Annotated in this window: 16 protein-coding genes; 3 read left to right on the top strand and 13 right to left on the bottom strand. The window is 57.6% G+C overall.

Annotation, left to right across the window (positions count from 1 at the left end):
* The first annotated feature begins 24 nt into the window (after window positions 1–24).
* Window positions 25–828, top strand: a complete 804-nt coding sequence (suhB, locus tag AC1RKG_RS23450; protein WP_020828168.1) for an inositol-1-monophosphatase — start codon at window positions 25–27, stop codon at window positions 826–828.
* Between the two features lie 175 nt (window positions 829–1,003).
* On the opposite strand, the gene AC1RKG_RS23445 is transcribed toward suhB, so the two are convergent.
* Both AC1RKG_RS23445 and AC1RKG_RS23440 read right to left on the bottom strand, forming a co-directional pair.
* Complete coding sequence (locus AC1RKG_RS23445) at window positions 1,004–2,026, bottom strand: nickel/cobalt transporter (protein ID WP_128865089.1); 1,023 nt, start codon at window positions 2,024–2,026, stop codon at window positions 1,004–1,006.
* A complete protein-coding gene (locus AC1RKG_RS23440; protein ID WP_115058255.1) occupies window positions 2,017–2,685 on the bottom strand; it encodes a DUF1007 family protein in 669 nt (222 codons plus the stop codon). Before AC1RKG_RS23440 ends, AC1RKG_RS23445 begins: the two co-directional genes overlap by 10 nt.
* A gap of 144 nt (window positions 2,686–2,829) precedes the next feature.
* On the opposite strand from AC1RKG_RS23440, the gene csiE reads away from it, so the two are divergent.
* Window positions 2,830–4,095 carry a stationary phase inducible protein CsiE gene (gene csiE, locus AC1RKG_RS23435; RefSeq protein ID WP_129983507.1) on the top strand — a complete coding sequence of 422 codons (1,266 nt, stop codon included), beginning with the start codon at window positions 2,830–2,832 and terminating at the stop codon, window positions 4,093–4,095.
* Here the strand turns inward: csiE and AC1RKG_RS23430 are convergent.
* Window positions 4,092–5,243 (bottom strand): 3-phenylpropionate MFS transporter, encoded by a 1,152-nt coding sequence (locus AC1RKG_RS23430; RefSeq protein WP_020828172.1) that lies wholly within the window; start codon window positions 5,241–5,243, stop codon window positions 4,092–4,094. The genes csiE and AC1RKG_RS23430 overlap by 4 nt on opposite strands.
* A gap of 155 nt (window positions 5,244–5,398) precedes the next feature.
* On the bottom strand, window positions 5,399–6,652 hold the full coding sequence (gene glyA / locus AC1RKG_RS23425; protein WP_020828173.1) for a serine hydroxymethyltransferase: 1,254 nt from the start codon (window positions 6,650–6,652) through the stop codon (window positions 5,399–5,401).
* A gap of 373 nt (window positions 6,653–7,025) precedes the next feature.
* Between glyA and hmpA the strand changes: the two genes are divergently transcribed.
* A complete protein-coding gene (gene hmpA, locus AC1RKG_RS23420) occupies window positions 7,026–8,216 on the top strand; it encodes an NO-inducible flavohemoprotein (protein WP_020828174.1) in 1,191 nt (396 codons plus the stop codon).
* A 163-nt stretch (window positions 8,217–8,379) separates the two neighbouring features.
* Here the strand turns inward: hmpA and AC1RKG_RS23415 are convergent, their stop codons facing one another.
* The 9 genes from AC1RKG_RS23415 to AC1RKG_RS23375 form a co-directional block, all read right to left on the bottom strand.
* Complete coding sequence (locus tag AC1RKG_RS23415) at window positions 8,380–9,567, bottom strand: cytochrome c (protein ID WP_128865092.1); 1,188 nt, start codon at window positions 9,565–9,567, stop codon at window positions 8,380–8,382.
* Entirely contained in the window at window positions 9,564–11,474 is a 1,911-nt protein-coding gene (locus AC1RKG_RS23410; RefSeq protein WP_046372897.1) for an NAD(P)-binding protein, read from the bottom strand. Before AC1RKG_RS23410 ends, AC1RKG_RS23415 begins: the two co-directional genes overlap by 4 nt.
* An 86-nt stretch (window positions 11,475–11,560) precedes the next feature.
* Window positions 11,561–12,985, bottom strand: a complete 1,425-nt coding sequence (gene patD / locus AC1RKG_RS23405; protein ID WP_493183777.1) for an aminobutyraldehyde dehydrogenase — start codon at window positions 12,983–12,985, stop codon at window positions 11,561–11,563.
* A gap of 172 nt (window positions 12,986–13,157) precedes the next feature.
* Window positions 13,158–13,964, bottom strand: a complete 807-nt coding sequence (locus AC1RKG_RS23400; RefSeq protein ID WP_020828178.1) for an ABC transporter permease — start codon at window positions 13,962–13,964, stop codon at window positions 13,158–13,160.
* Window positions 13,954–14,898 (bottom strand): ABC transporter permease, encoded by a 945-nt coding sequence (locus tag AC1RKG_RS23395; protein ID WP_046372894.1) that lies wholly within the window; start codon window positions 14,896–14,898, stop codon window positions 13,954–13,956. The genes AC1RKG_RS23400 and AC1RKG_RS23395 overlap by 11 nt, the downstream gene beginning before the upstream one ends.
* 1 nt (window position 14,899) lies before the next feature.
* Window positions 14,900–15,928, bottom strand: coding sequence for an ABC transporter ATP-binding protein (locus AC1RKG_RS23390; protein ID WP_044554556.1), 1,029 nt, complete (start codon window positions 15,926–15,928; stop codon window positions 14,900–14,902).
* 194 nt (window positions 15,929–16,122) lie between these two features.
* Complete coding sequence (gene ydcS, locus AC1RKG_RS23385) at window positions 16,123–17,277, bottom strand: putative ABC transporter substrate-binding protein YdcS (protein WP_020828181.1); 1,155 nt, start codon at window positions 17,275–17,277, stop codon at window positions 16,123–16,125.
* Between the two features lie 247 nt (window positions 17,278–17,524).
* Window positions 17,525–18,988, bottom strand: coding sequence for a gamma-aminobutyraldehyde dehydrogenase (locus tag AC1RKG_RS23380; RefSeq protein WP_020828182.1), 1,464 nt, complete (start codon window positions 18,986–18,988; stop codon window positions 17,525–17,527).
* A gap of 116 nt (window positions 18,989–19,104) precedes the next feature.
* The gene (locus AC1RKG_RS23375; RefSeq protein WP_020828183.1) at window positions 19,105–20,028 is read right to left on the bottom strand and encodes a LysR substrate-binding domain-containing protein; all 924 of its coding nucleotides are present in this window, start codon (window positions 20,026–20,028) and stop codon (window positions 19,105–19,107) included.
* Window positions 20,029–20,464 lie beyond the last annotated feature (436 nt).

Raw genomic sequence — 20,464 nt, 5'->3', positions numbered from 1 at the left:
TAACATCCTAGTTGGAAGATACCCATGCATCCGATGCTGACGATCGCCGTGCGCGCTGCGCGCAAGGCCGGTAACCTGATTGCCAAAAACTACGAAACCCCAGACGCTGTAGAAGCGAGTCAAAAAGGGACCAATGACTTTGTCACTAACGTCGATCGCGATGCAGAGCATCTGATCATCGAAGTCATTCGCAAGTCCTATCCGCAACATACTATTGTTACCGAAGAACGCGGCGAATTGGTCGGCGAAGATAAAGACGTACAATGGGTGATCGATCCACTGGATGGCACATCAAACTTCATCAAACGTTTCCCACACTTCTCAGTCTCTATCGCTGTACGCATTAAAGGCCGTACCGAAGTCGCTGTGGTTTACGATCCAATGCGTAACGAACTGTTCACCGCTACCCGCGGTCAGGGCGCACAGCTCAACGGTTACCGTCTGCGCGGCACCAACGCCAAAGACCTGGATGGCACCATCCTGGCAACCGGCTTCCCGTTCAAAGTTAAGCAGCACGCAACGCCATACATCAACGTGGTTGGCAAGCTGTTTACCCAATGTGCCGACTTCCGTCGTACCGGTTCTGCCGCACTGGATCTGGCCTACGTGGCTGCCGGTCGCGTGGACGGTTTCTTCGAAATTGGCCTGAAGCCATGGGATTTCGCCGCGGGTGAACTGCTGGTGCGCGAATCTGGCGGCCTGGTGACCGACTTCGTTGGCGGCCACAACCACTTCAGCTCCGGCAACGTGGTAGCCGGTAACCCACGCGTTGTGAAAGCCATGCTTTCTACCATGCGTGATGAACTGAGCGAAGCGCTGAAGCGTTAATTCAGGCTATTACGCTGGCCATTTTAGGCTTGGGCAGTGCTCGAACTCCTCACGTACTGCGTGTACGCTCCGGGTTCTCCGCGCTGGCCGTACCCAAACTGCCTGCGCTCATCACGCCTGAACCTGTTTTGAATAATGAAGCGCTGCAATCACTGCAGCGCTTTTTTTATGCCTGCTAGCGGGAGAAAGGCCGAATGCCGCCACCGAATTCCGGCTGGGCACTGGCGTATAACAACAACCCGGCAAACAGCAAAATCAAACCGCCGGCCAGCGCCAGCGAACCCCAGGCCACCGCACTCCAGGCAGCGGGAGCGCGTGAGCGGCTGAGTCGCACCGCCAGTCGGCGGCTGTAATGCACCAGCAAGGCCAACAACGAGATAGTCAGTGAAGTGCCGAGCGCCATCGCCAGTGCCGAAATAACTCCCCAGGCGAAAACGCCAATCACTTTGGAAAACAGCAATACCAGAATCGCCCCCGAGCAGGGCCGCATACCCATCGCCAGTACGATGGCAGTCTGTGTACGCCAATCGCTGCCGGCCTGCAGCTCTGTATCACTCGGCAAATGACGGTGACCACAGCCACAATGCTCGCTGTGAACGTGATCCGCCGGCAGAGGTTGCAGGCTGTTGATTCGCAACGCCGGTTGCGGACGCAGGGTTTTCACCGCGTGATACAAACGCTTCAACGCGCGCCAAGTGAGCAGCACCCCGAGCAACATCACCAGAACAAAACTGCCCTTCTCCAACCAGAAACTGCTCTGATGCAACTGCCGTGATGACAGTTGCAGCACCACCAGCATCAGCGTTACCAGGGCGATAGCCACCAGCCCCTGCACCAACGAGGCGGCAAAAGTCAGTTTCAGACTGCTTTTCAGCCGCGCCGGATGGGTAGCCAGATAGGTGGCAATCACTACCTTGCCGTGACCGGGGCCAAGCGCATGCAACACCCCATAGCTCAGGCTGAACAGCATCAAAGCCAATCCGGCTTGCTGCGGTGCCGCTTTGACCTGCTGCAACAGACCGGCCATCTGCAGATGCAAACCTTTTTGCCACACCACGCTTTGCAACAGCAACTGCGGCCAATAGTGCCACGCCAACCGGGCACCAAGTGCCAGCAGCAGCGCAAACAGCAACAGCGGCCACAGGCTGAAGACCCAGTGCCGTTTACGCGTGGCGGGCTGGCTGAGATTTACTGACATTGCAGGCTGACCTTCTGCGCAAACTGTTGCCCCAGCTCCATATCTTCACCGGGTGAATCGTTCTTATCGAGGGATAACGCATAAGCCTGCAAGGAGGAGTTCGGTTTTGGCGTCATCAGCTTGAACTTGCATTGGGCGGCCATTTCCGGCGGCAAATGCAGCGCCGTTTTATCTTTATAGGTCATATCGACAAAGTAGGTGGGATCGTAGGTGGCGATTTCAAACGGCTTGCCCGCCAGCGGTTGCGGCTCGGCCAGCGGCAACACAAACTCCAGCACCGCCTGATGCCCCTGACGCGACAGGTGATATTCAGTCGGCAGGTTCAGGTACTTCACTCGTTTGCCGTCGCGATACATGTCGGTGAAATAGTGTTGGCCAAGCACGTTGGCCATCACCTGCGCCGCCAACTTCTTCCACACTTCCGAGTCGTCTTTGGCGTTTTCCGCATCGTACAGCAGATCCGCCGAGGTAATTTCATCCATAACCCAAACCATTTTCAAGCCAACCAGCTGTTGATCCTTAGCCACGAAAGTGGTGTTCATATCAATAAAGCTGTGTGGGTGAGCGACAGCACCGGTGCTGAAAAGCGTCAAAAAACCGGCCAAAATAAATCGTAACTTCATCATCAAACGATACTCATTATTGTTATAAAGTAACATCAACCAACCTTAAACCGTCGCCATTACAGCCAATAATTGTGACGAAAGTTGTAAGCCGAAGTAAAACCGGGTGCCGTCGCCGCGCCGCGCATCGCCTTTTGCTATGCTTATTCATAATTTAATCGTTACCCGCCAGAAGGTGATATGAGCCTGGACACTTCCCCCGTGCCTGAGCTCTCCGGTCAACAGCGACGCTGCCATCTGTTATTGATGCTGTACGCGCCGGTGCCCGCAGTACAACTGGAGACTATCAGCCAAATTAATGGCGTCGCCCCCCTCATCACCCGGCAAGATATAGCCGAGGTTGCCAGTGAAATCCAGCGTTTCCATCACCTGGAAATTGACGGCAATCCCGACGAAGGCTACCGGATCAGAGGCAGCGCGCTCAACCAACGCCTCTGCCTGATCCACTGGCTGCGACGAGCCCTGCGCTGTAGCCCGGAGTTTGTCGAACGTCACTTTTCCCAGTGGTTACAGCAGGCGCTGGGACGGGGTGCAGAGCTGACGCCAGAGTTGGAGCAGTGCATCGGCGAATGCGAAGCGTTGCTCAACCGCAGTTTTGATCGACGCGATCGTCAGTTTCTGCAGCACTACCTGCGCTTTTGTGTCTGGGAAAACCAGCGCCAACGACACCCTGTTTTCACCCCTGCTCAGCACGACTGGCTGCATCAGAAACCGGAATACCAGGCGGCCGCTTTGCTGCATCATTCGTTAAATCAGCTCTTTACCCTGCCGCCCGTGGCCAACGAAAGTGACTTTTTGGTATTGACGTTCACCATGTTGAAAAACCACAGTTACCACAGCAACGACTCAGCGGAAGATCTGCGGCTGATGGCGGCGATAAAAAACATGGTCGATCGCTTCCAACAGATCTCCGGCATGACCTTCAGCAGTGAAGAGGATTTGATTAGCCAGTTATTTGCTCATCTGGCGCCGGCGGTGGAGCGCTGTCGCTTTGAGATTGGCATCGATAACCAACTGCTGGAAGAGGTCGAACGTAAGTATCCACGCCTGATGCGTACCGCTCAGGAGGCACTGGCGCCGCTGGAGCAGGAGTACGATATTCATTTTTCCAGTGAGGAGGCGGGCTTGGTCGCCATCAGTTTTGGCGCCTGGCTGATGCAGGGCAATGCGCTACAGGAAAAGCAGGTGCTGTTGCTGACGCTGGACAACCCGCAGTTGGAAGAGCAAGTGGAGTATCAAATCCGTGAATTAACGCTGCTGCCGTTGAACATCAAATATTTGCCGCTACGCGATTATCTGCGCTCTGGCGCGCCGCAGGGCATCACGCTGGTGATTACCCCTTATGCCGCAGAACACACCGAGTCGGAGCCACCGCTGATTTACACCGAATTACCGCTGGAACGCCAGCAGCGCAAAGCCATCCGTGCGCTGCTGGAAACCTCTTAACGGCTGCCGCTGACTGCCACCGCCGGCGGGCGAATAAACATCGCCGGCAGAGCCACCGCTGCCATCACCCAGAACACCCCGCCCTGCAGATGTTCGAACAGGAAACCGGCAATCACCGTCATAATCGCAATGCCGCCGCCCATCGCCAGCGCCGAGTAGACCGCCTGCAACCGGATCACTTCCGGCCCCTTGCGCGCGGCGATAAAACGCATGGCCGCCAGATGGCAAACGGTGAAAGTGCCGCAATGCAGAATTTGGATCACCAGCAACCACCCCAGTTCGGTACTGGACGCCATCAGGCCCCAGCGCAGTACGCCACAGCAGGCGGAAAGCAGCAGCAGGTTACGGGCATTCCAGCGACGGAACAGGAAATTACTGCTAGCGAAAATGATCACTTCCGCTACCACACCCAACGACCACAGGTAGCCAATGGTCGAAGCCGAATACCCCGCTTCCTGCCAATAGATCGAACCGAAGCTGTAATAGCCGGCATGTGCGCCCTGCAACAAGGTGACGCACAGCAGGAAGCGCCAGACCGGCCCCTCTTTTAACATCTCCCACAATGAACGGTCGGCTTCGCTGTGGCTGCGCGCTTCTCCCTGTGGCATCACGCTCGGTTTCAGCATCATGCCCAACAGCATCGCCAAAATACTGATGATCAGGCTGTAAAGGATCGCGTTATGCCCCCAGACGGAAACCATCTGTCCGGTCAGCGCCGAACCGATGACAAACGCCAGCGAGCCCCACAGTCTGACCCGGCCGTAATCCATGGTGATCTGTTTTTGCCAGGTCGCAGCCAGTGCGTCGGTCAGCGGCACCAGCGGCGAAAAGAACAGGTTGAAACCGGCAATCACCAGCATCAGCCAGCCCCAGCCGTTACCGAAACAGAACCCGATGGCAAAAGCCAGCGTCAGCAATGCCAGCAGCCGCAAAGCCGTCACCAAATGAGAGGGATCCTTAACCCGGGGAGCAATCAGCAAACTTCCGAGGAAACGCGCAACCAACCCGGCACCGAGCAGAATACCGATGGTTTCAGGGGGTATCCCCTCGCCTTTTAACCAAACGCCCCAAAAGGGTAAGAAAATGCCGTAAGAAAAGAAGTAGGTGAAATAACTGAGAGCGAGCCAACGCGTTGATTGCAGTACCATGATCCCTCCGGTGTGAAGGCAATACTTTGACAGAGCTCACACTGGCTAGCAATGTACATTCAGGTACGAGGCCATAGACTGCTAAGCAGTTCACAGTTTGCCTGCCACGGGCATAAAAAAACCCGCCGAAGCGGGTTTTTAAACAGAAAGCGGAATTAAGCGTAAACCGGCAGGCGGGCGCAAATATCCAACACTTTCTTCTTGGTGCGTTCGATGGTGGCCTCATCATTGATGTTGTCCAACACGTCGCAGATCCAACCGGCCAGCTCACGCACTTCCGCTTCTTTGAAGCCGCGACGCGTTACAGCCGGAGTACCGATACGCACACCTGAGGTGACGAACGGGCTCTTAGGATCGTTTGGTACGCTGTTTTTGTTCACGGTGATGTTGGCGCGGCCCAGGGCGGCGTCGGCTTCTTTACCGGTCAGGTTCTTGTCAACCAGATCCAACAGGAACAGGTGATTATGGGTGCCACCGGAAACCACTTTGTAGCCGCGCTCCAGGAACACTTCCACCATCGCTTTGGCGTTATCGGCCACTTGCTGCTGGTAGATCTTGAACTCAGGCTCCATCGCTTCTTTCAGCGCTACCGCTTTACCGGCAATCACGTGCATCAGCGGGCCGCCCTGGCCGCCCGGGAAAACGGCGGAGTTCAGCTTCTTGTACAGATCTTCATCACCGCCTTTCGCCAGGATCAGGCCGCCGCGCGGACCCGCCAGGGTTTTGTGGGTGGTGGTGGTCACGATATGAGCGTGTGGAACCGGGTTCGGATAAACGCCGGCGGCGATCAGGCCCGCAACGTGCGCCATATCAACGAACAGGTAAGCGCCGATGCTGTCGGCGATTTCACGCATTTTTGCCCAGTCAACGATACCGGAGAAGGCAGAGAAGCCGCCGATGATCATTTTTGGCTTGTGAGTTTGCGCCTGCTTGGCCAGATCTTCGTAATCGATTTGACCTTTATCGTCGATACCGTAAGGCACCACGTTATACAGTTTGCCGGACAGGTTAACCGGAGAACCGTGGGTCAGGTGGCCACCGTGCGCCAAGTTCATCCCCAAAATGGTATCGCCCGGCTGCAGCAGCGCGGTGTAAACGGCAAAGTTAGCCTGGGAGCCGGAGTGCGGCTGTACGTTGGCGTAATCGGCACCGAACAGCTCTTTGGCACGGTCGATAGCCAGTTGCTCAACGATATCCACGTATTCGCAGCCGCCGTAATAACGCTTGCCCGGATAACCTTCAGCGTATTTGTTGGTCAGCTGGGAACCCTGAGCCTGCATTACGCGCGGGCTGGTGTAGTTCTCAGACGCAATCAGCTCAATGTGCTCTTCCTGACGCACCACTTCTTGCTCCATTGCACGCCACAGTTCGGCATCGTAATCAGCAATGTTCATTTCACGCTTTAACATCCGGCTTCTCCTGACTTAAATCGGCTAACTAAAAAATCACCAAATAACTACCCGTTTGGGTTCTGGGGCACAGTGTAAACTGTTTCCCCCCACCGAGGATAGGCCTTGACAGAGGTTTTTACGCAAACGATTGGCATTAGGCGCGGCAAGGCTTTGATCCGATAAATCTCCCCATTCGGCAACGGACTTTTACTCATGCTGGGAATGCGGTTTTTTCATGTTCTGTGAGCGGGATCGCCGCTCGCCGACCCCGCAACAAAAACAGGGGTATTTACAGCCACCACAGAAACCGTTAGGATGCGCTTAAACTTAAAGATGTATTTAAAATGCATTATTACATTATTCCAATAATGATCGACCAAGGAGCGCTGCCATGCTGGATAGCCAAACCATCGCCACCGTAAAATCTACTATTCCCCTGCTGGCCGCTACCGGGCCGAAGCTGACCGCACATTTCTACGATCGTATGTTCGAGCACAATCCCGAGCTCAAAGACGTGTTCAATATGAACAATCAGCGCAATGGCGATCAGCGTCAGGCGCTGTTCGATGCGATCTGCGCCTATGCCGCGAATATCGAAAATCTGGCGGCGCTGCTGCCGGCGGTAGAACGTATTGCCCAGAAGCACACCAGCCTGAATATTCAGCCGGATCAATATCAGATTGTCGGTGGCCATTTACTGGCGACCCTGGACGAAATGTTCAGCCCGGGTCAGGAAGTGCTGGACGCCTGGGGCAAAGCCTATGGCGTACTGGCGGACGTGTTTATCCAGCGTGAAGGCCAGATTTATCAGGCCAGCGAAAGCGCCGACGGTGGCTGGCGCGATCTGCGCGCTTTCCGCATCGTCAAAAAACAGCCGCAGAGCGAGGTGATTTGCAGCTTCGTGCTGGCGCCGGTTGACGGTGGCCGGGTGATCGACTTCAAACCGGGGCAATACCTGGCGGTCTATATCAAGCACGACAGCATGGAGAATCAGGAGATTCGCCAATACTCGCTGACCACCTCACCGAACGGCGAATACTATCGCATTGCGGTGAAGCGTGAAGATCAGGGTAAGGTTTCGAATTTCCTGCATCAGCAGGCCAAAGAAGGCGACGTAATTTACCTTGCTCCGCCGCACGGGGATTTCTTCCTCGAAGCCAAACCGGATACTCCGGTGGCGTTGATCTCCGCCGGCGTTGGCCAAACGCCTATGCTCGGCATGCTCAATACCCTGCACGATAACCAGCATCAGGCGGACGTGCACTGGCTGCACGCGGCGGAAAATGGCAGCGTTCACGCCTTTGCCGATGAAGTGGCGGACATCGCCGGGCGCATGCCAAACCTGAGCCGCCACGTGTGGTACAACCAACCGAATGCTAATGATGTGGAAGGCCGAGACTACCAGAGCCGTGGCCTGATGGATCTCAGCGCCCTGCGCGAAACGCTTAGCACCCCGCAGATGCATTACTACTTCTGCGGACCGGTGCCGTTTATGCAACACGTGGGCAAACAGTTGCTGGAGATGGGCGTCAGCGCCGATCGTATCCACTACGAATGCTTCGGCCCACACAAGGTGATGTAATTGAAAAGGGCGCAGTTCATCCACAACCGCGCCCTATACGCTAAATAATTGGCGTTGCATCGCGGCGGCAACTAAGCGCATCCCCAGAAATGTACAATAAGTACGTGACTGGGGTAAGCGCAGGCAGCCAACAAAGAGGCAGCTTCAAGTATGACGGGTATGATTATTTCTCCGCCAGCTTGCGTGTCTCCTGCACCTGCTGTGCCGTCACCGGTGCAGCCTGATTCCCCCAACTGCCTCTTAGATAGCTCATCAGATCGGCTGCCTGCTGGTCGTTCAACGTCCAGGCGTAGCCCGGCATGGCGATCGCGGTGGCGTGCTGGGTGATTGGCGTGTGTGCGCCTTCCAGCACCACGCGTAGCGCAGTGATCGGATTTTCCGCCGTCACCGTCGTGTTGCCCGCCAGCGCAGGAATGGTGTTGTCGCTGCCCTCGCCCTTATTGCCATGACAGGTTGAACAGTACATCGCATAGCTGCGCTGCCCCGCCTGCTGATGGTCGGCGGCCAGCGGCGTCACTTTCTGCGCCGCGGGTTGTTCCGCCGCCAGGCTGTGCAAATAGGTGGCAATAGCGTTCAGATCGCCGTCGGTAAGATACTGCGTACTGTGGCTCACCACTTCGCTCATCGGCCCGGAAACCGCGGCATGTTGGCTGCGCCCGGTTTTCAACAGGGCAACCACTTCGTCCTGCTTCATTCCGCGTAACCCGGAAGCGTACCAACCGTCCAGCTCGGCGCCGCTCAGGAAGGCCGGCTCTTTGCTGTCCAGACCTTTTTCCTGCATCGCCCAGCCACGCGGCGTATGGCAACTGCCACAGTGCCCCGCCCCCTGAACCAAATAGGCGCCGCGATTCCACTCTGCGCTCTGGTTGTGGTCAGGCTGGTAAGGCGTATCGTCATGGAACAGCTGATTCCATACCGCCAGCGGCCAACGCATCGACAACGGCCAACTGATGTCACTGGCGCGGTTGGCGGTATTCTGCGCCGGCACTTCGTTCATCAGGTAGTCATACAGCGCGCGCATATCTTCCGCATTCATTTTGGCGTAGGAGGTATACGGCATCGCCGGATAAAGCCGGTGGCCGTCTTTAGCGATCCCCTGACGCATGGCGCGGTCAAACTCATCAAAAGAATAAGCGCCGATGCCCTGCTGTTTGTCCGGCGTGATATTGGTGGCGTAGATATTGCCCAGCGGCGTCGGGAACTTCATGCCGCCGGCAAACAATGCGCCGCCTGGCGAGGTATGGCAGGCGGTACAGTCACCGGCCTTAGCCACGTATTCCCCGGCCGACATCGCCTGGGCCGAACCGCCCGCCGCCAGTAAGGTCAGCAAATACAGTGAACGCATTCTCATGCTCCCTCCTTCGCGGCAACCTTGCCATAGGCCAGCTCATTGACCGCACGCCATGCCTGGTCGATCGCCGAGTTGGCGTACGGGCTCCAGTCTGAATCCGAGTTGGCAATCACGATTTTGCCGATCGGCTGGCGCGCCGTCTCAATGATTTTCTTCGCTTCGTCCTCGTCGTCAAACAAGCCGTTGAGGAAATAGGAGTAACCGTGCGACCAGCGGTTGACGGTAATGGCTTCAATATCACGCTGGTGATCGAACCCGGCCGACCCCAGCATGCCCTGCAATTGTTCGCGGATCATCTGCTCATGCACTTCAAATGGCGTACCCAACAGTAAGGCACGGCCTTTACGTGACTGTTCGCGCGGGCTGAGTCCGCTGCCCGCCAACGTTGGCACGTATACCATATGCAGGCCAATGGGCTGGTTGGGATCGCGCGGGTGCTGATAGCCGCCCATACTCACTGGATAATCCAGCTTCACGCGGCAATAAGGGGCGGTTGGGGAGTAAACTTCATGTACGCCCAGTTTGATAAACGGCTGCCAGTTGCGGATCACCACTTTGCTGTACACCAGCGGTGACTTCACGTTCTGCTTCAGCGCCTCTTGCTGTTCGGCCGACATTTCCGGTACCAGGTACGGGATCATCATGTTGTACCCGGCCATCACCACCTGCCCGGCGCGCACCTTGGTCATTTTTTCGCCGGTCATATAGGTCACTTCGACCTTGTCACCGACGTTAGCCGCGTGCAATCCGGTGCTGTTCAATCGCAGTTTTACCGGCGAATCGGCCCGGTCTAGCTGGCTGTAATCGAACCTGGCGAGAACGATGTCATTCATGTCTTTGCCGCCCGGTGAAACCGCCGGGATCAGATGGCGTACCATCAGACGCGTCAGGGTAGCGTTGCCGTCCGGGAAGTGGAACACGTAAGGATCGTCGAGATCCGCCTGCGACTCTTCGTCCAGCGGCGGCAGGTTCATACCGTTCAGGCCCGGCAGGTCACAAATACGGGCGTCGCTGCATGAAGTCGCGTCAATGCCCACCGCCTGGAAATCACTGGTAGTTTGCTGGAAATAGCGGATAGCCATTTCGCTCAGCCCCACCTTTTCACGCAGGAATTCGGTATAGCTGTGCTTGTCGAGCCATTCGCTTTTCTGCTCCTGGCTCATTTCCGGCAGGTAGTCCTTGTCCACCGTATGCAGTGCAATCAGCGCCTGACGGTCGCTTTCCGGCAGCGGGAAATCGCCGATAAAAGCTTCATAGGAACGGCCGTTGAGTCGGTCATGCGGAATATCGTCCGCCACCATACGCCCGGGATCGCCGCTCACCACTTTGTCGACGCCAAAGTTCTTACGGTCGAAGTAGACACCGCGGCTCAGGTTCAGATTGGGGTAAAAAGTGGTGTCGAAAGCCTTTTCCAGGTTGTCGATGCTGACACCCAGTTTTTTCAGCAGCCCCATCGCTACCGGGCTAAAGTTGGAACGCGGCGACTGCAGCGACTCGCTGCCGCCATAGCCGAGGATGGTCCCGTTCTCACTGCTGAATTCATTGCGTTTGGCATGGCCACCAAAATCATCATGGTTGTCGATCAGCAAAATACGCTGCTGCGTCCCCTTCATTTGCTGCCAGAAACAGGCCGCGGCCAGCCCGCTGATCCCGGCACCGACCACCACCAGATCAAACTCTTCCGTCGCCGGTACGGCGGCAAAATCGAAGGCTCGGCCGTCACGCCCCAATTGGTGCGCATGTTCAAAGGAACCGGGGTGGTTGCCCCGCAGTCCGGTCAGCGTCGGCGGATAGTAGAGGGTTTGATTGGCGGTTTGCGGCGATGCCCGCAGGATCTGCATCGGCGTCAGCCCGGCAGCGATGGTGATCGCCACCCCATTAAGAAAATCGCGTCTGGTGATACCCATAATTGGCTTCCTTTCAGTTTTTATTATCATCAGACCGGCGGGGCCGGTCTGAAGGCCGCGTTATTTTGCGGATAAATACTGTAAAATCAATGTTTGAACATCACATGGCGTATCGCAGTGTAGTCTTCCAGGCCATACATCGACATATCCTTGCCGTAGCCGGACAGCTTCTGGCCACCGTGCGGCATCTCGCTCACCAGCATGAAATGGGTATTCACCCAGGTGCAGCCATACTGCAGACGAGCGCTTAGACGGTGTGCCCGACCAACATCCCGGGTCCACAACGACGACGCCAGGCCATACTGTGACTCGTTGGCCCAGGCCAATACCTGCGCCTCATCTTCGAACTCCGTGACGGTTACCACCGGCCCGAACACTTCACGCTGCACAATCTCATCTTCCTGACGCGCACCGGCCAGCAGCGTTGGCTGGAAATAGTAGCCGGGGCCGTTGACTCGCGCACCGCCGGTCACCACCTGCACGTGCGGCAGCGCCTTGGCTCGCTCGACAAAACCCACCACCCGCTCCAGATGCTGAGCGGTGATCAACGGGCCCAGCTCGCTGTCTGGATCTTCCGGTGGGCCTATCTTCAGGCTGCCGATAGCCTCACCCAAGGCCTTTACCAACTGCGGGTAAATGCCTTTCTGGGCATAAATCCGGCAGGCGGCGGTGCAATCCTGGCCAGCGTTGTAGAAACCAAAGCTGCGAATGCCGTCCACCACCTGTTGCAGATCGGCGTCGTCGAACACCAGTACCGGTGCCTTGCCGCCCAGTTCCATATGGGTACGTTTAATGCCGGGCGCAGTATGGGCAATGATGTGTTCACCGGTAGCGATTGAGCCGGTCAGCGACACCATGCGCACCTTGTCATGGCCGGTCAGCCGGTCACCGACGCTGGCACCGCGGCCAAACAGCACGTTGAATACGCCCGCAGGGAACACATCGGCGGCCAGCTCCGCCAGCTTGAAGGTGGTCAGCGGGGTTTGTTCCGAAGGCTTAAGCACCACGCAGTTACCTGCCGCCAATGCTGGAGCCAGCTTCCACGCTGCCATCATCAGCGGGTAGTTCCAGGGAGCGATTGAAGCAACCACCCCCAACGCATCGCGGCGGATCATCGACGTGTGCCCGGCCAGGTATTCACCGGCCGCCAGCCCACTCAGGCAACGGCTGGCACCGGCGAAGAAGCGGAACACATCCGCCACCGCCGGCAACTCATCGTTCAATACGCAGTGGTAAGGTTTGCCGCAGTTAAGCGACTCCAGACGGGCAAAGGTTTCCGCATGGTGGTCGATCAGGTCCGCCAGCTTCAGCAGGTGCTCGGCACGCTCTTTCGGTGTGGACTGGCCCCATTCGCCAAACGCGGCGTCGGCTGCCAACACCGCCTGATCGACCTGCTCCGCACTGGCTTCAGCCACCTGCACCACCACCTCTCCGGTCGCCGGGTTATACACCGGCAACAACGCCCCCTGGCCGGCAACCAGTTGGCCGTTAATCAACAATTGGCTTTGCATATAGACGAACCCCTCAGTTATTTATTTTTAGCGACATGATCCCTTTCCCCAATGGATTTCAAGTTGCAGCTAGGCGGCAAGAGCGTAAATCCCCCGGAGCTTATACAAAATAAGTGACTGGGGTTTACGCTCGCAGCCAACAACGCTGCAGCTTGAAAGACGAAGGGGAAAGCTATTTGCCGCTGCCGGCGACGCTTTCGCCACCTTTGGTCAGGTAATAGGCCCCCAAAATCGGGATCATGGTCAGCAACATCACCGACAGCGCCACCACGTTGGTGATCGGCACGTCACGTGGGCGACCGAGCTGGTTCAGCAACCACAGCGGCAGCGTGCGCTCATGGCCGGCGGTGAAGGTGGTGACAATGATTTCATCAAACGACAACGCGAACGCCAGCATGCCCCCGGCCAGCAGCGCCGAGCCAAGGTTGGGCAATATCACGTAGCGGAAGGTTTGCCAGCCGTCGGCACCGAGATCCATAGAGGCCTCGATCAGGCTGTAGGAGGTTCGGCGGAAACGGGCAATCACGTTGTTGAACACGATCACCACGCAGAAGGTGGCATGGCCAATGACGATGGTCAGCACCCCCGGTTCGATATTCAGCGCCTTAAACGCCGCCAGCAGTGCCAGACCGGTGACAATGCCCGGCAGCGCGATCGGCAACAGCAGCAGCAACGAAATGCTGTCTTTGCCGAAGAAGTCACGCCGGTAGAGAGCCGCTGCCGCCAACGTGCCCAGCACCAGCGCCACGACGGTGGCCAGCGCGGCAATCTGCGCGGACAGCAGCATCGCATCGATAATGTCCTGGCGCCCGGCGGCAACGCTGAACCAATGCAGCGTAAACCCCTTCGGCGGGAAGCTGAAAGCCGCATCCTCGGTGTTGAAGGCGTAGATGGCGATAATCGCCAACGGGAAATGCAGGAAAATCAGTCCGCCCCAGGCGGCCAGTTTTAGCCCTAACGGCGCGCGTTCAGAGTGCATCGAAAGCCCCCAGACGTTTCACAATGGAAAGATAAATCGCGATCAGCACGATCGGCACCAGAGTAAAGGCCGCAGCCATCGGCATATTACCGATCGCCCCTTGCTGGGCGTACACCATACTGCCGATAAAGTAGCCCGGCGGCCCCACCAGTTGCGGCACGATAAAGTCCCCCAGGGTCAGCGAAAAGGTAAAGATTGACCCGGCGGCGATCCCCGGCACCGCCAACGGCAGGATCACGTAGCGAAAGGTCTGCGCCGGTCGCGCGCCCAGATCCGCCGAGGCATGCAGCAGCGAAGGGGGCAGGCGTTCCAGCGCCGCCTGGATCGGCAGGATCATGAACGGCAGCCAGATATAAACAAACACCAGAAAACGGCCTAACCCGGAGGTGGATAGCGTGTTACCGCCGACACCCGGTACGGTCAGGATCGCCGCCAGCAACGGCTCCAGCCCGAGATGCTGCAGGAACCATTGCGCTACGCCATCCTTCGCCAACAGCAGCGTCCAGGCGTAGGCCTTGACGATATAGCTGGCCCACATCGGCATCATCACCGCGATGTAGAAAAACGCCTTGGTGCGGCCGCTGGTGTAGCGTGCCATGTAATAGGCAATGGGAAACGCCAGCACCGCGCTGGCCAGGGACACCAGTATCGCCATCGTCAGCGTGCGCAGAATGATGTCGTAATTGGCCGGATTGAACAGCGCCCGCAGGTTATCGAAGGTCAGATCCGGCGTCACCGTCATGGTGAAGTCGTCGAAGGTGTAAAAACCCTGCCACAGCAGCGTCAGCAATGAGCCGAGGTAGACCGCGCCAAACCACAGCAGCGGCGGCACCAGTAACAGCAGCAGGTACAGCGTCGGCCGGCGATAGAGGTAGGTCGACAGGGTGCGCAAGGTACCGCGGCGCGGCGCGGGATAATCGATGCTCATCTCCATTTCACCTCGCCTCCAGCAATGGCACCATCGCCTCACGCGACCAGCAGGCGGTGACCGGTTGGCCGATCAGATGTGGCTGCCCGTCGGCGTGCCACTGAGGATTCGCCTGGCTGACCAGCAGTTTCTCACCGCTGTTCAACGCAATTTCGTAGCGCGTCGCCGCCCCCTGGTAATGGATCTCCTGCAGCGTACCCTGCACCTGAATTTCCCCCTGCGCTGCGCCGGCCTGATCCGCGAGCCGAATATGCTCGGGACGGATCGAGAAGGTGGCGGCCTGGCCCAACAACCGCTGCGCCAAATCGCTGCGCACCACGTTAGAGGTGCCGACAAACTCGGCGACAAACGGCGTCTTCGGTCGCATGTAGAGTTCGCGCGGCGCGTCCACCTGTTCAATACGGCCATTGTTGAACACCGCCACCCGGTCGGACATCGACAACGCTTCGCTCTGATCGTGGGTGACGAAAATAAAGGTGATGCCGAGCTGGCGCTGCAGCTTTTTCAACTCCCCCTGCATCTGCTCGCGCAGCTTGAGATCCAGCGCGCCGAGCGGTTCATCCAACAGCAGCACCCGCGGCCGATTGACCAGTGCGCGAGCCAGTGCGACACGCTGCCGCTGGCCGCCGGAAAGGTGCGCCGGTTTACGCTCGGCTACAAATCCCAACGCCACGCTGTCCAGCGCTTCCTGCGCACGGGCCAGGCGTTCACGCTTGGCGACGCCTTTAACCATCAGCCCGTAAGCGACGTTTTCCAGCACCGACATGTGTGGGAACAGCGCGTAATCCTGGAAGACGGTATTCACGTCGCGCTGATACGGCGGCAAATTGGCGGCCTCCTGCCCGTGAATACGAATCGAGCCGGCAGTAAGCTGTTCGAAGCCGGCGATCAACCGCAAGCAGGTGGTTTTTCCCGAGCCAGAAGGCCCGAGCATGGAGAAGAATTCCCCGTCTTGTATCTCGATTGAAACCCGGTCCACGGCGCGAACCTCGCCGAAGCTTCGCGAAACATCGATAAATTGCACGGCAATGGTCATGATCTGCGCTCCAAAAAATCAAATGATTTCGGCGGGTTTGGCAACACCCCGTAACCTGGCCAAACCTATCCGCAAAATAATTCGAGTTGCATCAAGGCGGCAACCAAGCGCCTCCCCGGGAGCGTACAAAGGGTACGTGACCGGGGTAAGTGCGGGCAGCCAACGAAGAGGCAGCTTGAAGTATGAAGGGGATATTACCGACCGCCCATGATGGCGATGTAATCCTGAGTCCAGCGGCTGTAGGGCACGAATTTTCCGCCCTGCGCCTGTGGCGTTTTCCAGAAGGCAATCTTGTCGAACTGGTTGAAACCGTTGGTCTCGCAACCTTTATCACCCAACAGCGTGCTGGCCTTGCAACCCGCCGGTGACGCCGGGACAGAACCGAACCAGGCGGCAACGTCGCCCTGCACTTTCGGTTCCAGCGACCAGTTCATCCACAGATAGGCGCAGTTCGGGTGTTTGGCATCGGCGTGCAGCATGGTGGTGTCGGCCCAACCGGTCACCCCCTCTTTCGGGAATACCGTACCGATCGGCTGGCCTTCCCCTTTCAGGGCATTGGCCTGATACGGCCAAGCGCTGGAGGCGACCACGCCTTCGTTTTTGAAATCGCTCATTTGTACCGAGGTGTCATGCCAGTAGCGGTGGATCAGTGCATGCTGGGTACGCAACAGCTTCAACGCCGCCTGATACTGCTCTTCGTTAAGCTGGTACGGATCGCTGATGCCAAGCTGCGGTTGCGTGGCCTTCAGGAACAACGCCGCATCGGCGATATAGATTGGCCCATCGTAGGCCTGAACCCGGCCCTGATTGGTTTTGCCATCCGGCAGGTTCTGCTGCTGGAACACTACTGCCCAGCTGTCCGGCGGTGTCGGGAAGGTTTTGGTGTTATACATCAGCAGGTTCGGGCCCCACTGATAGGGCGTGCCGTAGGTTTTGCCGTCCAGGGTGTACCAGGCACCGTTTAACAGGCGCGGGTCGATGTTTTTCCAGTTAGGGATCAACGCGGTATTGATCGGCTGCACCCGCTTGCCGAAAATCAGCCGCAGCGAAGCGTCGCCGGAAGCGGTGACCAGGTCGTAGCCTCCTTTGGCCATCAGGCTGACCATTTCGTCGGAAGTGGCGGCGGTTTTCACATTCACCGCGCAGCTGGTTTGCTTCTCAAACTGGCTGACCCAGTCGTAGTTTTTATCGGACTGACCGCGTTCGATATAGCCGGGCCAGGCAATGATATCCAGTCGCCCTTCGCCCTTGCCGAGCGCCTGCGGCAGATCGGCCGCCTGGGCCAAACCGCAAAGTACGGTGAAACAAAGTGCGGAAACTGTGGTGGTGACTGCGGTAGTTTTTCCCATCGTAATTACCCCTGTGTGGCCTATCTGTGTGCGGCAGGGAACGGCTGCCGCCCTAGTCTCATTTTATTTACCCTATGAATTTCAAGTTGGCCGCTCTAGCGCGTCCATGCGCTCGCGGCATTTGTACATCCCTGTACAGCACAGCCAGGCGACCAGCTCACTCATCCCCAGGCGCTTACTTGAGTAAGCTACTGGGATGAGTGCAGGTAACATCGCTGCAGCTTGAAAAGCGACGGGTATGCTGCCTTTAGAAGCTGGCTTTAAATTTCGCCATCACATGCCTGACAACGCTGTAGTCCTGCAGTGAATCGCTGGAAAGATCCTTGCCGTAGCCGGAGCGTTTCAGGCCCCCGTGCGGCATTTCACTCGCCAGGGTGAAATGGGTGTTGATCCAGGTACTGCCGTATTGCAGATGAGCGGCGATATGCAGCGCCCGATCGATATTCTGCGTCCAGACCGATGAGGCCAGGCCGTATTCGGAATCGTTTGCCCAGTTGACCGCCTGCTCCAGATGTTCAAAGCGGGTGATGCTCACCACCGGGCCAAACACCTCCCGCTGGACGATTTCATCGCTTTGCAGACAGCCGGCAAGCAGCGTGGGCTGGTAATAGAAACCCGGACCGGAATGCGCGGCGGCGCCGGTGATCAATTCAATGTGTGGCTGGCTGAGCGCACGTTCGACAAAGCTGGCGACGCGATCGCGCTGGCGACTGCTGATCAGCGGACCAATTTCGTTATCCTCATCGCGTTTGCGGGCAAAGCGCAGGCTGGCAACCGCCTCGCCCAACGCATCCACCAGCTTCGGATAGATCCCCGCCTGCGCGTAGATACGGCAGGCCGCGGTGCAGTCTTGCCCGGCGTTGTAGTAGCCATAGGTGCGAATGCTGTTGACCACCTCGTCTAAATCGGCGTCATCGCAGACAATCACCGGTGCCTTGCCCCCCAACTCCAGGTGCGTGCGTTTGACGCTTTTCGCCGCCGCCTGCAGAATTTTCTGCCCGGTAACGATATCGCCGGTGACCGACACCAGCCGCACCTGCGGGTGGCCGACCAAATGGCTGCCGACCCCTTCCCCGCCGCCGTAGACGATATTCAGCACCCCCGGCGGCAGGATCTCCTGTAACGCGGGCACCAGCGCCAAAATGGTCAGAGGGGTGTGTTCGGAAGGTTTGAATACCACGGTGTTGCCCGCGGCCAGCGCTGGCGCAATTTTCCACGCCGCCATCATCAACGGGTAATTCCAGGGCGCAATAGAGGCCACCACGCCGATCGGATCACGGCGGATCATTGAAGTGTGCCCTTCGATATATTCCCCGGCCAACTGCCCCTGCTGGGTGCGCACCGCGCCGGCAAAGAAGCGAAAGACGTCGATGGCCGCCGGCAGGTCGTCATTAAGCGCCTGATGCAGCGGTTTGCCGCAGTTGAGCGCCTCCAGACCGGCCAGGCGCTCGGCCTGACGCTCGATGGCATCGGCAATACGCAACAGAATAGCCGCGCGGTAGGCGGGGGTAGTCCGCGACCAGGAAGCGAACGCCTGTTGCGCCGCTTTCACTGCGTTGCCGACCTGGACAGATGAGGCTTCGGTGATCGAGACCAGCGTCTCGCCATTCGCCGGATTAACGATGCACTCTTGCTGGCCTTCGCCTTCGACCGATTGACCGTTAATAAATTGCTGACAGGATAAACCTGAAAGGAGGTGCACATCTGCCATTGCGTATCGCCTCTGAGTGACAAAAACGTTAACTAAATGTGAAATAAGTTAGTTTTAATCAGACTAAGCGAGCATCAGGCAGCCAACAAATTCTAAATACTGAACGACGCGTTCGATTAAATCGAATGCTTCAGCCCAGCCGCGTGCATATTGCCGTTTTCACGCGCAATAGTGAGAAATGGCGTAACCAGCTCCGGCCGCGCACTGCCGCGCCGCCATGCCAAACCGATATCCAACGGTTCCAGCAGATCCGCCAGCTTGCGCGCCTCAATCATATTGCCTTCCAGAGACCAGGCACGGTAGGCCATATCCGGCAAGATAGAAACGCCCATTCCCGCCGCCACCAGGCTGCGTACCGCCTCGGTTGAAGCGGTTTTCATGGCTATTTCCGGTTTTAAGCCTGCGCGCGCCCAGATACGCCGCGCATGCACGTCCATTTCGTCGGCATTAAGCTGGATCAGCGGCAGCTTCGCCACATCCGCCAGGCTGATGCTTTCATGATCCAGCAGTGGATGCAGCGGCGGTAACCACAGGCGATAAGGTGAATGCATCAGGACTTCGCTTTGCAGCGCATCGCGGTCTTCGATGTTCGACAAGATCAGCACGCCGATATCGATTTCCCCACTGACCAGCAGATGCTCAATATAGGGCCGCTCGTCTTCAATCACCTGAATGGTGACGTTGGGGTATGCCGATTTAAAGCGCTTAAGCAGCTCGACCAAAAAGTAGCCCGCTACCAGACTGGTCACACCGATGGTCAGCTTGCCGGTCAGGCTTTCGGTTCCCAGTTGCAAACTGCGCTTGGCGTTGTCCACCGTGGCAAGGATCAGATATGACTGGCGCAGAAACTGGTGACCCTGATGCGTCAGGTTCATGCCCTTGGCGTGACGCTCAAACAGACGTACGCCGATGTCGGTTTCCAACTGCTGAATAGCCAGCGTCAGCGAAGACTGGGAAACAAACACCGCCTGGGCGGCGGCAGAGATCGAGCCGGTTTCGGCCACCGCGATAAAATGGCGGATTTGGCGCAGCGTCATCATCCCCATCGCCTTTCAAGCCGCTGCGTTGTTGTCTGCGTGCGCTTACCCCAGTCACTTACTTGAGTAAGCTCCTGCGGATGTACACCCTTGCCGCCTAGCCGCAACTTGAAATTCATTGGGGATCGCCTTAATCAAAATAGTTGAGTTGAGTGTAGACGCCGCGCGTAAAGCGATCGGGAAAAGTATCAAAAACGCGATAGCCTTCGCTTTTTTAGAATGCTAATGATGAAAACAATCAGAACAGCGGAGAGGTTGAAGGAGATTTGGGGCGTAGCGAGCGCCAGCCAGATTGGGTGCGGCCTGCGCGCAGTGCCCCGGAGTGTACACGCAGTACACGAGGAGGCCGAGCACAGCCCAAACTCAAGCTGGCGGTGCTCGGTAGACGATCACAGACTCGGGAATCAAGGGCGTAGCGAGCGCCAGCCAGATTGGGTGC

It is taken from the genome of Serratia sp. GW822-FHT06D09 (assembly GCF_058799515.1).
Note: the sequence above shows the minus strand (reverse complement) of the source record. Positions and strands in the feature narration are given on the sequence as shown.